Below are 15487 nucleotides of genomic sequence, written 5' to 3'. Positions count from 1 at the left end.
CTGCGTCAGAACTCGATGTCGATCTGCTTGTCGAGATGATCGTCCATCTTGACCGACTTCGCCGCCCGCTGCAGGACCGCGAGGTAGCGATTGAAATTCTGACGGATCCGTTCGGCGGCGCCGCCGAGGCCGATGACCATGGGCTGATTCTGGATCGTCACGGGCAGCAGGACGCAGATCGTGGCGCCGCCCTGAATGGGAATGTTCTCGGCAGAGCAATACCCCTTGCCGCGGATCTGTCGAATGCGAGTCATCATGTCGGGCAGCTTCACGCGATCCGACGCGTTCGGCGTGGCGATGTTCGCGCGGCGAATGATGTTGTCGACCTTCTCGTCCGACATCGTTGACATCAGGAGCCAGCCCAGGGCCGATTGAGTCAGTGGGCGCAGCGTCCCCTCGTCGACGTGGAAGCGAAGCGGGTGGATCGATTGCACGATCTTGACGTATTGCAGGTAGACATCGTTCGTCGTGCCGATCGAAACGGTTTCGCCGGTGGCCGCGTGGACGTCATGCATGGCTTCGAGCGTCCGGCTGTTGCCGAACAAAGCTCGTGGAATCCAATCGCCGAGCGATGTCACCTTGGGCGTCGGGAAGTAGACGCGCATGCGCCGGTCGTAATTCAGGTAGCCCATGCTGACGAGTGTCTTGAGCAAAACGGTCGTGCTCGACGGCGGATAGCCGAGCGCAAGCCCGATCTCGGACATCGCGCGCGGTTGTCGAACGTTCATGAAGAACTGAAGGATCTCCAGCGCGCGTAGCGCCGACTTCACGGTGGATGGTCCACCCGGTATCGCCGCGGATTTCGTTACCGCCGCCTGCATGTTTCGCGTCCCCGTCGCCGCTAAAAATTCACGGATGTGAAAGTCGGCTTCACAAATGAATTATATTTTGTTTGACCCAACTGCGCATGACAAGGTGCCTTCAGTCAAGGCCAAGGGTGCGAAAGACTGGCCGAGGTGGAGAGGACGTCGTGGGAAGCGGCAGGTTGCAGGGGCGCGTGGCGCTCGTCACTGGCGGAGGGCGGGGCATCGGCCGCGCTATCGCGGAAGCGTTCGCGCGCGAGGGCGCGGCGGTCGGGGTGCTCGACCTGAAGGTGGACGTGGCCGAAGCCGCGGCGCGCGCAATCGTCGCAGACGGCGGCGAGGCCATTGCGATCGTCGGCAATGCAGGCCTGCGGGCCCATGTCTTTGCGGCGGTTGATCGTCTTGTCGAGGCGTTTGGTCCGCCGACCATCCTGGTCAACAACGCGATGTGGAATCGCTACGGCCCGCTGGAGCAGCAGAGCGAGGAGATGGTCGGCCGGATGATTGATGTCGGCCTGAAGGGCGTGATCTGGGGCTATCAGGCGGTGCTGGCGCCAATGACCGCAGCCGGCGGCGGAGCCATCGTGAATATCGGATCCCCGTCTGCTGTGCTCGCGATGGCGAATGGCGTGATGTACAGCGCGGTGAAGGCTGCGGTGGCGGGCGCAACGCGCTCCGCCGCGGCCGAATTTGGGCCGCGCGGAATCCGAGTCAACGCGATAGCGCCGGGGCCGACGCCGACCGATGGCGCCAATCTCGTCGTTAGCGAGGAGGCGTGGGAGCGGCGCCGCGCGCGTGTGCCGATCGGGCGTCTCGGTGAGCCTCGCGACGTTGCGAATGCGGCAGTGTTTCTTGCAAGCGACGAGTCGAGCTTCATCACCGGCGACATGTTGTTCGTCGATGGAGGAATTACCTACGCGTTCTCGTAAGCGCACGTCAAATGATCGTGGCCGCCCGCAACGACAAGAAGAGCCGGGCAGATCCGCGGGCTATTGGGAGGAAGAAATGAGACTGTCGGCTGCCTACCTCGCCGCCATGGCGATCCTATCGGGTGCAATAGCGTTTGCCGCGTCACCGGTCTTGGCGCAGGGAATTTCCGGGGACGTCATCAAGATTGGCGTCATGAACGACCAGACGGGTCCTTACTCCGACAATTGCGGGCCGGGTTCGGTTGTCGCAGCACGAATGGCGATCAGCGACTTTGGCGGCGCCGTCAACGGCAAGAAGATCGAGCTCGTCGTGGCCGACGATCAGAACAAGCCGGACATCGGCGTTTCCATTGCGTTGCGCTGGCTGGACAATGAGGGGGTGGATGCGATCGTCGGCTGCTCGGCGTCCTCGATTGCGCTTGGCGTGCAAGACGTCATGAAGAGCCGGAAGAAGCCCTATCTCCTGGCAGGAACGGCGGCCTCGGTGTTCACCAACGAAAAATGCTCGCCGATGACGACGCAATGGGCGATGGACACCTATGCGCTGCCGAAGGCGACGGTGAAATCGCTGGTGGCGAGGGGGCTGGACACCTGGTTCTTTGTCACCGTCGACTACTCCTTCGGCAAGGCCTGGCAGGCTGACACCACGAACTTCATCAAGGCCGGTGGCGGCAAGGTCGTGGGTTCCGTCTTGCATCCACTCAATTCTTCGGACTTCTCCTCGTTCCTGCTGACGGCACAATCGAGCGGTGCAAAGGTCATCGCGCTGGCGAATTCGGGCTCGGACTTTGCCAATGCGATGAAGCAGGCGCAGGAATTCGGGCTGACGCAGAAGCAGCAGCTTGCTCCACTGGGGCTGATGATCAATCAGACGCACAGCATTGGCCTCCAGCCGCTGCAAAATGTGCGCCTGACGACTCCCTTTTACTGGGACATGACGGATGAGACGCGCGCCTTCGCAAAGCGCTATCAGGCGGCGTTCAACGGCCGGGTCCCCAACGAGGCGCAGGCGAGCACCTACAGCGCCGTCACGCACTACCTTAAGGCGATTGCTGCGACACAGACCGACGACGGCGAGGCGGTGATGCGTGAAGACGACGCCTATCGATGATTTCGAGATGAAGAGCGTCAGCATCCGCGCCGACGGACAAGTGATGCGGCCGCTGTATGGTGCCCGCATCAAGACGTCAGCCGAGTCGAAATATCCTTATGACTACTACGAGATTACTGACACGATTCCAGCCGAGGATGCCTGGCGCCCGGCATCGGAAAGCACCTGCGATCTCCTGAAGACGCAGTAGGCGCAGCGGCGGGCCGGAGTGACCGGCCCGCCATCCTCTCGCACACCCCAACTTCGCGAGAAAACGCGAGACGAAGGTTAGCCGGAATTCCCCTGATGGCGCTGCAAGTGAGCAGGATATCGACGACGGCCGCACAGCTTGGCGAAAGTCCGGTCTGGGATATCACGCGACAGCGGCTCTACTGGGTCGATGGTGTCTCGCGCCGGATCCATGCCTATGAACCCGAGCGCGGTATCGCGCGGCACTGGGACGTGCCGTCCATGGTCGGCTCGGTCGGGCTCGGCCAGGGCGACACCCTCGTCGCAGGGCTCGCGGATGGCATCTACCGGCTCGATCTCGGTTCCGGCGAACTGACACCGCTGTTCCGGCCAGATCCATGCGATCCGCGCGTGCGCTTCAATGACGGCAAGGTCGATCGCTGGGGGCGGTTTCTCTGCGGCACCATGGGCGTCCACGCCGAGCCGCTGGGGCAGCTCTCTCGCATCGATGCCGATGGTGCACACGCGGTGCTCGCCCACGGCATTCGCATTTCGAATGCGCTCTGCTTCAGCCCTGACGGCCGTACCATGTATTTCGCCGACAGCCTCGATCGCGCGATCCGCGCCTACAGCTACGGGTCCGGCGACGCGTTCGATCCGGAACCGCGGGTTGTCATCGACACCGGGCCATATCAGTCGGGGCCTGACGGGGCGACGGTCGATTGCGACGGCTGCCTCTGGGTTGCGCTCGTGCAGGTGGGCAAGATTGCGCGCTTCACCCCGCAAGGGCGGCTCGATCGTCTCATCGACGCGCCGACCGACTTGCCCTCGTCGGTCGCCTTCGGCGGTCCCGATCTGTCGACGCTCTATGTGACCTCGATCAAGGATTCAGGATCGGGGCGCGCCGTCTCGCGGCATCCGGACGGCGGCTTTCTGTTCGCGATCGACGGCCTCGGCGTGACCGGTTTGCCGGAAGCGCAATTCGGACTCCAGCCAATCCCTCCCAGTTGAGAGCATGCCTTGATACGCCACCATCCAGCCTCGCTCGATCCTCTCTTCAAGCCGCGATCCATCGCGCTGATCGGTGCATCTGATGATGTTACGCGCATTGGCGGGCGTCCCTTGCGCTATCTGTGCGAGGGCGGTTTCAAGGGCGCGGTCTATCCGGTCAATCCGAAGCGGGACACCGTCCAGGGCATCAGGTCCTACGACTCGGTCGCAGCGCTTCCGGAGGTGCCGGACGTGGCCATCCTGGCAGTGCCGGCTCAGGGCACGGTCCAGGCGCTGAGAGACTGCGCGGATCGCAAGGTCAAGGCGGCTGTGGTGTTCTCGGCCGGCTTTGCTGAGGCAGGCGAGCAGGGACGTCTCGCCCAGGACCAGATCGCCGGCATTGCCCGCGAGAGCGGTATGCGCGTGCTCGGCCCGAATTGTCTTGGACTGTTCAACGCCGGCATCGGCTACTACGGAACATTCTCGGCGATCCTCGATGCCGCGTTCGTTGAGCCCGGTCCGATCGCCGTCGTCTCGCAAAGCGGAGCTTATGGCTCCCACATTGCCCACTTGGCGCGCCAGCGTGGCCTTGGCATCGGACAATGGATCACCACCGGAAACGAGTGCGATATCGACGTCGCAGAAGCGCTGCGTTGGGTCATTGGCCAGCCCGACGTCAAGGTCGTGATGGCCTACGCGGAGGGCATTCGCGATCGCGATACGTTCATCGAGGCACTGGAGGTTGCGCGGGCGAAGGAAAAGGCCATCGTCTTCCTGAAGGTCGGTCGCTCCGATGTCGGCGCCCAGGCGGTGAGTTCGCACACCGCGGCGCTGGCGGGATCGGATGCCGTGTTCGATGCGGTGTTGCGGCAATACGGCGCCTATCGCGCGCGAACCACCGCCGAGCACCTGGAGGTGACCTACGCCTGCGCGCGAGGGCTTTATCCCGCCGGCAACAGGTTCGGCATCTTCACGCTGTCCGGCGGCTTCGGCATTCAGATGGCCGACGACGCATCGGCGTGCGGGCTCGACGTCGCGCCAATGCCTGAGGCGGTGCAGGCGGAGCTGAAGGCCATGCTGCCCTACGCATCGCCGCGCAATCCGGTGGACGCGACAGCGCAGGCGCTCACAGACCTTCCGCTGATGACGAGCTACATTGCCGCGATGCTGGAGAAGGGCGGCTACCACCTCTTCGCCGGCATTTTCGGCAGTGGACCGGCGAGCCCCACTTTTTCGGCCTCGCTGCGCGGAGCGCTGCGGGCCGCGACGGCCGGACATCAAGGTCGGATCCTCGCGCTGTCGATGTCCGCACCGCCGGAGATCGTCCGCACCTATGAGGACGACGGCTTCCTGATCTTCGAGGATGGCTCGGCGCTAGTGAACGCGTTGGCTGCTCTGGTCTGGTTTCGCCGCAGCTTCGACGCGGCCAAGCAGGCGCGCACGGCTCCGGCCGCCGCGTCGCGCATCGCGCCACCAGATGGCGCGCTCAGCGAGCACGAAGCTAAATCGCTGTTGCAGGCGGCCGGTATTGCCTTTCCGAAGGAGGCGCTGGTGCGACCGGCTGAGGATGCCGGCGCGGCCGCCGCTGCGATCGGCTTCCCGGTGGTGGTGAAGATCTCCTCGCCGGACATCGCGCACAAGACCGAGATCGGCGGAGTGATCGTCGGTCCGCGCGACGAGGGGCAGGCCCGCGAAGCCGCCCGCACCGTCCTGTCCCGTGCCCGTGACAAGCGGCCCGACGCGCGGATCGAGGGCGTCATTGTATCGCCGATGGTCAGGGGAGGCGTAGAGACCATTGTCGGTGTGGTGCGGGATCCGTCCTTCGGTCCCGTGGTGATGTTCGGGCTCGGTGGCGTCCTCGTCGAGGTGCTCAAGGATGTGACCTTCCGCGTCGCGCCGTTCGATGTCGCCGAGGCACAGCGGATGATCCGCGAGATTCGAGGCTTTGCCGTGCTGGAAGGCGTGCGCGGTGCGCCGCCGGCCGACGTTGATGCGCTGGCGGCGATGCTATCGCGGCTTTCGCAATTCGCGTCCGACAATACCGACGTGATCGAAAGCATCGATCTCAACCCGGTTCTGGTGATGCCGCGCGGCGAGGGTGTCATGCCCCTGGACGCATTGCTGGTGCCACGCCGCGTCGTGTCTCGCGATTGAAGGCTAGTTGTTAGGAAGAGGGATTAATGGCCGACGAAGCAAAGTTGACCGAGTTTCTGGATCGGGAGGCGATCCGCGATTGCATCTACCGCTACTGTCGGGGCATCGACCGGGCCGACGAAGCAACGCTGCGTAGCTCCTACTGGCCCGACGCGACCGATCGGCACGGCGTCTATTCGGGGCCGGTCGAGGGCTTCTTTCTCTGGGCTCGCGAGGTGTTCAAGAGCGGCGCGCGCAACGTCCATCAGGTCGGCAACATCTTGATTGAACTCGTCGGGCCGACGCGTGCCGCGGTCGAGACCTATTTTCTTGCCTTGCAGCGTGGTCCAGGCAAGGACGGAGTCGTGCGGCAGTTTCTCATAGCCGGGCGCTATTGCGATCTCTTCGAAAAGCGCGGCAGTGAGTGGCGCGTCGCGCGCCGCATCGTGGCGTTCGATTGGCTCGAGGAGCAGGCAGTGCCCACCGAGAGCGAGGAGGTCCGTTTTGGCCCGCGTATGCCGATTGGCGCGCCGCACCCGAACGATCCCATTCATGAAATTCTGGCCGAGGCGCGCGGTACGTAAGACTACGCCGTCGCGGCGAGGGGAAGGGCAACGATGAAAAAGCGGAGGCGCGTCGTCGTCATCACGGGAGCGGCCGGGGGCGTCGGCCGTGCGCTGCTCGAAGCCTTCCACCGGGACGGCGATATCATCGCGGCCGTCGATTTGCCGTGCACCGATGTAGTCGACGTCACGGCGTCGCTTGGCGACGGGCATGCGGCGTTCCACTGCGATGTGGCTTCCGAAGATGAAGTCGTGGGTCTCGTCGCCGCGATCGAGCGGCGATTCGGACGGATCGACGTTCTCGTCAACAACGCAGCACTCGGACCAACCATGGCGGCGACCGTCGACACGGACGTCGCCTCGTTTCGCAAGGCGTTGAGCGTGAACCTGCGCGGCCCCTTCGTTATCGCGCGCGAGGTGGCGAGGCGCATGATGGGGCTCGGCGGCGTCATCGTGAACGTTGCGTCGCTGGCGGGCGTGCTCGGCAACCCGAAGCGTAACGCCTGTGCGGCGTCCAAGGCAGGATTGATCTCGGCAACGCGGTCGCTTGCCTGCGAATGGGCGAAGCATGGCATTCGCGTCGTGGCGATTGCGCCGGGCTATGTCCGCACCCCCATGGTCGCGGAGCTTGAACGCTCGGGCAAGGCGAATCTCGATCTGGTTCGGCGGCGCATTCCGCTCGGGCGCATGGGGCGGCCGGATGAGATCGCTGCTGTGGCGCGCTTCCTCGCCTCGCCGGCGGCGGACTATGTAACCGGGGCGGTTCTCGTCGTCGACGGCGGCTGGCAATCCTTCAATCAGCCAGGCGATGCGCACCCACCGGTCGCCGGGACGCCGGACGCCGAACTGGCGAGGCCCGAACGGTATTCGCGGGAGCGAATCGTTGTGGTGACGGGTGGCGCCAACGGCATCGGCGAGGCGATCGCTCGGCAATTTGCCTCCGGAGGCGACACCGTGGTCGTCGCGGATAAGGATGGCGATCGCGCCGCCGACCTGGTGCGCGCGCTCGGCACGAAACACATGGCCGTCGCCCTGGACGTTTCGTCAGAGCAGGACGTGCTGGCGCTGTTTGCCGCGATCAGGCAGCGCTTTGGTCGCATAGACGTGTTGGTCAACGATGCGGCGGTGGCCGATAGTTTCGTGCCGGCGCTCGATCAGTCTGCGGCGGATCTCGACAAGGTGTTGGAGGTGAATGTCGTCGGTGCATTTCTCTGCGCCCGCGAGGCGATCAGGCTGATGAGTGGCGGCGGCGTCATTCTTAATCTCGGCTCGATCAACACGTTCCTGCCGTTCGCGCCGCGCCACGCCTATGGCGCCTCGAAGGCGGCCATCGACATTCTGACGCGATGTATGGCGGCTGAGCTTGGTCCTACAGGGTTGCGCACCGCCACTATTGCGCCGGGCTATATCAACACTCCGGGCGTGGCCGCATTGCAGGCGTCGGGCCGCATTGACAGCGCGCGGATCCGGCGCCGCGTTCCGCTCGGCCGCTTCGGCGAGCCGGCGGAGATCGCCAAGGCTGCCTATTTCCTGGCCTCGCCGGAGGCATCCTACATCAACGGGTCGATCCTCTATGTCGACGGCGGCTGGACAGCGTTCGGCGACGCCGGCGATGCGAGCACCACGAGCGATTGATGACCAGCCAGTGTGCAGTGATTGCTGATGCATTTCGGCAGGGCGTGACCTTTGACGCCGTACAGGTCTCGTGACGCGCTCGTTCTCTTTCATAGATGTGAAACTCAACCCACACGCCGTCAAAGCGGTAGTGGCGCTGCAGAACTCATGAGATGGTTTTCAAGACGATGCTGTGGCCAAGCGTATGCGGTTTCGCAAGCGGCACATCGTCAATCGCCGCTCCAACTAAAGCCAACGATGCAAGCGAGGAAATGCCCGAGATGAGCAACTCTGAGATGGGTGCACAACGCCTGGACATCGTCGTCGTGGGCGCCGGTTTCGGCGGCTTGTACGCCGTCTACAAATTCCGGGAAATGGGCCTCAAGCTCGCGGCATTCGAGGCGGGCGGCAATGTCGGAGGCGTGTGGTATTGGAATCGCTATCCGGGCGCGCGGGTCGACCTCCCGAGCGTTGACTACAGCTATTCGTTCTCTCCCGAGATCGAGCAGGAATGGACGTGGTCGGAGGAATTCGCGTCCCAGCCCGAGCTTCTCGCCTATTTCAACTTCGTGGCCGACCGGCTCGATCTGCGCAAGCACTATCAATTCAACACCCGCGTCACCAGCGCCGCCTGGGACGAGACGCGCAAGCTCTGGAAGGTCACGACTGATCGCGGCGAGACGGTCGAGGCAACCTACTGCGTGATGGCGACCGGACCGCTGTCGGTCCCCATGGATCCACAGATCCCGGGCATCGGGCGCTACAAGGGCGAGTTACTGCGTGCAGGCAAGTGGCCGCATCATCCAGTGAGCTTCGCCGGCAAGCGCGTCGGCGTGATCGGCACGGGATCGAGCGGTATCCAGATCGTCCAGGAAGTCGGCCGGAAGGCCGGCGAGCTCTTCGTCTTCCAGCGCACGCCAAGTTTCACCATGCCGATGCGCAACCAGAAGCTTGAGCCGGACTACGTCGCCGAGGTCAAGCGCAATTACGCCGGGCTTCGCGAGGCTGCCCGCAACAGCCCGAACGGCGGCGTGCGGCCGTGGACCACCCGAGCCTTCTTCAGCGTGACGCCGGTGCGACGTCGCGAGCTCATGGAAGACGCCTGGAAGGCCGGCGGCCTTGCTATGCTCGGGACTTTTACGGATCTGCTGAGCAACGAAGAGGCCAACGACCATGTCGCCGAATTCGTGCGGGGCAAGGTCGGCGACGTCGTCACGGATCCCCTCACAGCGGAAAAGCTCAAGCCGCGCGGCTATCCCATCTTCGCCCGCCGGCCATGCCTCGACACCGAATACTACGAGACGTTCAATCTGCCCCATGTCCACTTGATGGACTGCATCGCCGATCCCATTCTCGAAATCACCGAGAAGGGCGTGCGGACCGAGACAGGCGAAACCGAGCTCGACATGCTGATCCTCGCGACCGGGTATGACGGGCTCACCGGCGCGCTGACGGCCTTCGATGTCGTCGGTCGCGGCGGCGGCAAGGTCAACGACAAATGGAAGCACGGTGCGAGGTCCTATCTCGGCCTGATGATGGAAGGTTTCCCGAACCTGTTCATGACCACGGGGCCGAACGGCCCGGCTGCGCTGGCCAACATCGTCAGGATCAGCGAGAACGACGTCGACTGGATTGCGAACCTGATCACCCACATGGCCGATCACGGCCTTGCCACCGTCGAGCCGACGAAAGCGGCGGAAGATGGATGGATGGAGCTCGTGGTCAGGATCGCGCAGCGCTCGCTGCTCAACAAGGCGAAGACCTGGTATCTCGGCGCCAACGTCAAGGACAAGCCGCTCGGGCTCACGCTCTTCACGGGCGGATTTCCGAGGTATCGGGAGTATTGCGCCGCCGTTGCACAGGCGGGGTATCGTGACTTCGTCTTCGAGCGCGGACGAACCCCGGCGGCGGCCTGACGGTCGCTCCGCGATCTCATTGCAATACGATTGTCAAACGAGGAATGCTCAAGGAACGTCCTTCCACGCTTCAGCACGACTTGAAGCGTGAATGGTCTCGACGAGCGTTTGGATACGTAGGCCGGCGCGGAAGTTGAATGGCTCCGGCCGGCGTCCAGCGATAGCGTCAAGGTACCCCGCGGCTTCGATCGCCTTCAGGTCGTTGAAACCAAGCTGGTGGCCTGGCGCAACGCAGAAGAGACCGTATGGCCGGTGATCCGGGCCAGCCTCGATCCGGCGGAATCCCTGGCGGCCAGGGCGGTCATCGGCCGAGAAGAAGTGCAACTCGTTGAATCGTTCCTGGCTGAAGGCGAGGGTGCCTCTGCTTCCATAGACCTCGAAGTCGTGTTGCATCTTCCGCCCCGTCGCAATCCAATTCGCCTCGATCGATCCGGAGGCGCCGCTCGCGAAACGAAGGAAAGCTCTGCCGACATCGTCGACTTCGACGCGCCTCCGACCGCCTTTGCCATCTGGACGCTCCTTGATCATCGTGACGCAATCGCCCATGACGCGGATGATCGGTCCGGCGACTGGACCCAACAGGAATTCGGCGGTGGCTAGTGCGTGGCTGCCAATGTCGGCCAGCGCGCCGCCGCCCGCCGGGTCATGCCGGAAGGTGAACGGCCCGGTGTTGTCGGCCATGTAGTCTTCGGCGTGGACCCCTCGGTAACCGCGTATCTCGCCGAGTTCTCCCGCCGCGATCATGTCGCGTGCGAGGCCCAGCATGGGGTTGCAAAGATAGTTGAAACCGACTTGCGTCTTTACTCCGGCCGCTTCGGCGGCGTCGGCCATTTCGCGGGAGTCGGTCGCAAGCGGCGCCAGCGGCTTTTCGCAATATACATGTTTGCCCCCGGCAATCGCAGCCAAGGCCATTTCCTTGTGGAGCGCGTTGGGCGTGGTGATGTTGACGACGTCGATAGCTGGGTCCGCCACGAGCGAGTGCCAGTCCGAGGTCGAGCGCGCGAAGCCCAGGGCGGAGGCTGCTTTCGCGGCCGTCTCGTCGCTAATGTCCGCGATCGTATGTAGTTCCAGCTCGAAGGGGAGGTCGAAGACACGCGCGGCGATGGAGTAACCGAAAGCGTGGGTCTTACCCATGAATCCGCTACCGATGAGGCCGATGCGAAGCTTCGGTTTGGTCATGTCGGAAATCCCTGTTCACGTAGGTCGGAGTTGAAGCGACCTACGAAAAAATCGAGCAAGTTCTGATCCGAAGACATTGATGGCAATAATTGTTGCGAAAAAACAATATTGTCAATATTCAATGCAGGGAGTTATGTTCCTCACAAACCGTCAAGGGAGGAGACCGCATGACCGGCGCCACGATCCGCCTCACCATGGCCCAGGCCCTGGTGCGATGGCTGACCCAACAGTTCACTGAAATCGACGGTGTTCGCGTGCCCCTGTTCGCCGGCGTCTTCGGCATTTTTGGTCATGGGAACGTGACCTGCCTGTCCGAGGCCCTGGAGGGGGTGCAGGATCGTCTGCCCACCTGGCGCGGACAGAACGAGCAGTCGATGGCGTTGGCGGCTACCGGTTTCGCCAAGGCCAAGCTTCGGCGGCAAATCATGGTAGCGACGTCGTCCATTGGACCCGGAGCTCTGAACATGGTGACGGCGGCGGGAACAGCTCACGCAAATCGTTTGCCTCTCCTGCTCATTGCTGGCGATACGTTCACCAACCGGCTGCCGGATCCGGTTCTCCAGCAGGTCGAGCATTTTGGCGACCCGACCGTCACTGTGAACGACGCTTTCAAGGCGGTCACGCGCTACTGGGACAGGATCACTCATCCCGCGCAGATCATCTCTTCGCTGCCGCAGGCCGTGGCCGCCATGCTCGATCCGGCTGACTGCGGCCCGGCCTTTCTCGCGCTGCCCCAGGACACCCAGGAGGTAGCCTTTGACTACCCCGGGCTCTTCTTCGAGTCTCGGACCTGGACCATCCCGCGTCCGCGTCCCGATCGTCGGAAACTCGCGGAAGCGGCCGCACTGCTCAGGACCGCGAAGAAACCGATCCTTATCTCCGGCGGCGGCGTGCGCTACTCGCTGGCGGGAAGCGTCGTCGCAGATTTTGCGGTGAAGCGCGGAATTCCTATTGTGGAGACGATCGCCGGCAAGGGCGCGGTGACCCACTATCACCCGGCCCATGCGGGGCCGATCGGAATTATCGGCTCAACCTCAGCAAATACGCTTGCAGCCGAAGCCGACGTTATCCTTGCGGTGGGGACGCGCCTTCAGGATTTTACGACGGGATCATGGACCGCCTTCAGCGCGGACGCGCGTTTCATCTCGATCAACGCGGCCAGGTTCGATGCGGTGAAGCATCTTGCGCTGGCGGTGGTGGGCGACGCGCGGGAGACGATTGAAGAACTCGATGCGGCGCTCGGCGCGTGGCGCGTCGACCCCGCCCACATGGCACGTGCTCAGATGCTCTTCAGGGAATGGGACGCGCTGCTCGAGTCACTGCAGGCCCCAAGCAATGCTCCGGTGCCGACCTACGCGCAGATAGTCCAGGCAGTGAATGCGTCCGCCGGCGAGAGAGATATCTTGATTTCAGCCGCCGGCGGCTTGCCTGGCGAAGTTGCAAAGGGCTGGCGCGTCAAGGCGCCGAACACCTTCGACCTCGAGTTCGGTTTCTCTTGTATGGGCTATGAGGTCGCGGCGGGTTGGGGCCATGCGATGGCCAGCTCCGGTCCCGGAGGACTCGGCGGCACGCCGATCGTGATGGTGGGCGACGGAACCTATTTGATGATGAACTCGGACATCTACTCGACAGTTCTGAGCGGTCACAAGATGATCGTTGTGGTCTGTGACAATGGCGGGTTCGCGGTGATCAACCGGTTGCAACAATTCAAAGGCGTGCCAGGCTTCAACAACTTGTTGACCGATTGTCGAGTTCAGAATCGCGACAATCCTCCTCACGTTGATTTTGCCAAGCACGCCGAGTCCATGGGGGCAGCTGCGCGGCGTTGCGAGAGCCTTGCCGATCTTGTTGCCGCGCTCGAATGGGCCAAAGGCAACGATCGCACGACTGTGCTTTCGATCGCCTCGGATGCGTATTCGTGGGTTCCCGGCGACGCGGATTGGGACGTGGGCGTGCCCCAAGTATCTTCGCGCGAGACGGTTCGAAGCGCGCGCAAGCAGCAAGACGAGATCCGCGCGAAGCAGCGCATCGGAGTGTGATGAGCCATGAAAGCGAAACTCGGAATTGCTCCCATCGCGTGGTGGAACGACGATCTTGCGGAGCTGTCCGATGACGTCAGTCTGGAGGAGTGCTTGCGCCAGGCGAGTGTTGCCGGTTTTACGGGAATGGAGACCGGACGGCGCTTCCCCATGAATATGGAGGAACTCGGGCCGATCCTCGCCCGGTTTGGCATCTCCATCTGCGGCGGCTGGTTCTCTGGTCTCCTGCTCGACGGTGACATCGAGCGGGAGAAGGACCGCGTTCGCGCCCAGATGGATTTCTTCATTGCAGCGAAGGCGCCTTGCATTGTCTACGGGGAGACCGCGCGTTCAATCCAGGGCATTCGCTCCGCGCCGCTCGATACCAAACCAAGGCTTTCGGGCGAGGAGATGAAGGCCTATGGACGCAAGATGACGGTTTTCGCCGAGTGGTGTGCCGGGCAGGGAATGCCGATCGCTTACCATCACCACATGGCTGCGGCGATCGAGACCGAAGCTGAACTCGACCTGCTCATGGCGAATTCTGGTGAGGCGTTACCGCTGTTGTTCGACGCTGGCCACATGGCTTTTGCCGGCGGCAATGTTTTGCGTGTCATCGACAAACATCATTCCCGCATCAGCCATGTTCATACCAAGGACGTCCGCAGCAGCGTCATCGACAAGCTCGACCGGAAACGGGAGAGTTTCCTCGACGCGGTGGCGAAAGGGGCGTTCACCGTGCCGGGCGACGGCTCGCTCGACTTCGCTGCGATCATCGCCCGCCTCGCGTCCTACGGCTACGAGGGCTGGTTCGTCGTCGAGGCGGAGCAAGATCCGAAGATCAGTCCCCCGCTCGAAATGGCCAAGAAGGGCCACGCGGAACTGATGAGCTTGATGGCCTCTGCTGGATACGAGGTCGTACAATGAACCGTACCGATCGGATGTCGCCGTACTCGAAGAAGCGCGCGGGTCGCGCCCTGTCCCGGTGGGTCATCCTGGCGCGAAGTCGGGAGGGAAGATGAAATGAGCATCGGGATAGGAGTCATCGGGACAGGTGTGATGGGCGCCGAGCATGCTCGGATACTCCGACACGAGACTCCCGGTGCACATCTTGCCGGGATTTGTGATGCCGACGCGGCTCGGGCGCAGGCAGTGGCCGCTGGAGCAACCGTCTTTTCGGATCCTCAATCGTTGATCGCGTCGGATCAGATCGACGCCATAGTGATTGCATCTCCCGACGCCACACATGCGGCGCTGACGCTAGCCTGCATTAGGGCGGGGAAGCCTGTTCTCCGTGAAAAGCCCTTGGCGTCCTCAGCAGCGGATGCCCTAGAAGTGGTGCGGGCCGAAGTCGCTTTGGGTCACAGACTCATCCAGGTCGGATACATGCGCCGGTTCGACCCCGGCTATCGGGAGATCAAGCGCGTCAAAGACACCGGTGAATTGGGCGGACCCGCGTTGTTGCACAACGTGCACCGAAACGTTCGCGCGCCTGAGTGGTTCGATGGTTCGATGGCGATCACGAATTCGTTCGTCCACGAGATCGACATCAGCCGTTGGCTTTTGGGGTCGGAGATGGTTTCTGCGCGCGTGGAGGCGGGGCCCGGCGGCGAACCCCTCATGATCACGATGAAGACCGACAAAGACGAGATTGTTTCGACCGAAGTTTTCGTGAACGCCAGCTACGGCTATCACGTCCATGTCGAGTTGGTGGCTCGGCAAGGCACGATATCGCTGGCTCCGGCATCGCTCACGCTGTTGAACAGAGACAGAGCCGGAGGTCTTGCGTATCCGGACAATTGGGTGCCGCGGTTCGAGGAGGCGTACTGCAGGCAGATGGCCGAATGGGTCAGCGCCGTGAAAGCCGGCACTTCGGTCGGAGCGAGCGCGTGGGATGGCTATGTCGCCTCAGCCATCGCTGAGCAAGTCGCTGAGGCACTTGCTGGAAATGGTGTGGCAACCCTGAAATATGGACCACGTCCCCCGCTGTATGACTGACAGATGGCAAGCGAGCGAGGCTGCAGGGAGTTCGACCAGCCTATCACGCAATCCAACACGATCCC

At 63.0% G+C, this 15487-nt stretch carries 13 protein-coding genes; 11 read left to right on the top strand and 2 right to left on the bottom strand.

From position 1 onward, the window contains the following. Positions 1 to 5: 5 nt before the first annotated feature. Entirely contained in the window at positions 6 to 821 is an 816-nt protein-coding gene (locus Q2941_RS08120) for an IclR family transcriptional regulator (protein ID WP_254112005.1), read from the bottom strand. A gap of 149 nt (positions 822 to 970) precedes the next feature. Between Q2941_RS08120 and Q2941_RS08115 the strand changes: the two genes are divergently transcribed. The 8 genes from Q2941_RS08115 to Q2941_RS08080 all read left to right on the top strand — a co-directional run bounded on the left by Q2941_RS08115 (position 971) and on the right by Q2941_RS08080 (position 10227). Beyond that, a complete protein-coding gene (locus tag Q2941_RS08115; RefSeq protein ID WP_458192132.1) occupies positions 971 to 1732 on the top strand; it encodes an SDR family NAD(P)-dependent oxidoreductase in 762 nt (253 codons plus the stop codon). A 76-nt stretch (positions 1733 to 1808) separates the two neighbouring features. After that, positions 1809 to 2843, top strand: coding sequence for an ABC transporter substrate-binding protein (locus tag Q2941_RS08110; RefSeq protein ID WP_458192131.1), 1035 nt, complete (start codon positions 1809 to 1811; stop codon positions 2841 to 2843). Next, positions 2821 to 3033, top strand: coding sequence for a hypothetical protein (locus Q2941_RS08105; RefSeq protein ID WP_458192129.1), 213 nt, complete (start codon positions 2821 to 2823; stop codon positions 3031 to 3033). The genes Q2941_RS08110 and Q2941_RS08105 overlap by 23 nt, the downstream gene beginning before the upstream one ends. Before the next feature lie 95 nt (positions 3034 to 3128). Then, a complete protein-coding gene (locus Q2941_RS08100) occupies positions 3129 to 4022 on the top strand; it encodes an SMP-30/gluconolactonase/LRE family protein (protein ID WP_027524173.1) in 894 nt (297 codons plus the stop codon). 9 nt (positions 4023 to 4031) lie between these two features. Continuing rightward, positions 4032 to 6155, top strand: coding sequence for an acetate--CoA ligase family protein (locus tag Q2941_RS08095; protein ID WP_458192128.1), 2124 nt, complete (start codon positions 4032 to 4034; stop codon positions 6153 to 6155). A 26-nt stretch (positions 6156 to 6181) separates the two neighbouring features. Beyond that, entirely contained in the window at positions 6182 to 6718 is a 537-nt protein-coding gene (locus Q2941_RS08090; protein WP_027524175.1) for a nuclear transport factor 2 family protein, read from the top strand. 33 nt (positions 6719 to 6751) lie between these two features. Then, positions 6752 to 8332: a glucose 1-dehydrogenase gene (locus Q2941_RS08085; RefSeq protein ID WP_458192127.1), complete on the top strand. Its 1581-nt coding sequence runs from the start codon at positions 6752 to 6754 to the stop codon at positions 8330 to 8332. Positions 8333 to 8592: 260 nt separating this feature from the next. Further along, complete coding sequence (locus Q2941_RS08080; RefSeq protein WP_458192126.1) at positions 8593 to 10227, top strand: flavin-containing monooxygenase; 1635 nt, start codon at positions 8593 to 8595, stop codon at positions 10225 to 10227. A 48-nt stretch (positions 10228 to 10275) separates the two neighbouring features. Here Q2941_RS08080 and Q2941_RS08075 read toward each other — a convergent pair whose 3' ends face one another. Then, positions 10276 to 11406, bottom strand: coding sequence for a Gfo/Idh/MocA family protein (locus Q2941_RS08075; protein ID WP_458192125.1), 1131 nt, complete (start codon positions 11404 to 11406; stop codon positions 10276 to 10278). 167 nt (positions 11407 to 11573) lie between these two features. On the opposite strand from Q2941_RS08075, the gene iolD reads away from it, so the two are divergent. The 3 genes from iolD to Q2941_RS08060 all read left to right on the top strand — a co-directional run bounded on the left by iolD (position 11574) and on the right by Q2941_RS08060 (position 15422). Next, complete coding sequence (iolD, locus tag Q2941_RS08070; RefSeq protein ID WP_458192124.1) at positions 11574 to 13445, top strand: 3D-(3,5/4)-trihydroxycyclohexane-1,2-dione acylhydrolase (decyclizing); 1872 nt, start codon at positions 11574 to 11576, stop codon at positions 13443 to 13445. 6 nt (positions 13446 to 13451) lie between these two features. After that, positions 13452 to 14351: a myo-inosose-2 dehydratase gene (iolE, locus tag Q2941_RS08065; RefSeq protein WP_458192123.1), complete on the top strand. Its 900-nt coding sequence runs from the start codon at positions 13452 to 13454 to the stop codon at positions 14349 to 14351. A gap of 96 nt (positions 14352 to 14447) precedes the next feature. After that, positions 14448 to 15422 carry a Gfo/Idh/MocA family oxidoreductase gene (locus tag Q2941_RS08060; protein WP_458192122.1) on the top strand — a complete coding sequence of 325 codons (975 nt, stop codon included), beginning with the start codon at positions 14448 to 14450 and terminating at the stop codon, positions 15420 to 15422. The last annotated feature ends 65 nt before the right edge of the window (positions 15423 to 15487 follow it).

This window comes from Bradyrhizobium sp. UFLA05-153, from assembly GCF_054185185.1.
The sequence above is the reverse complement of the archived record's forward strand: the minus strand, read 5'-3'. Positions and strand labels throughout refer to the sequence as shown.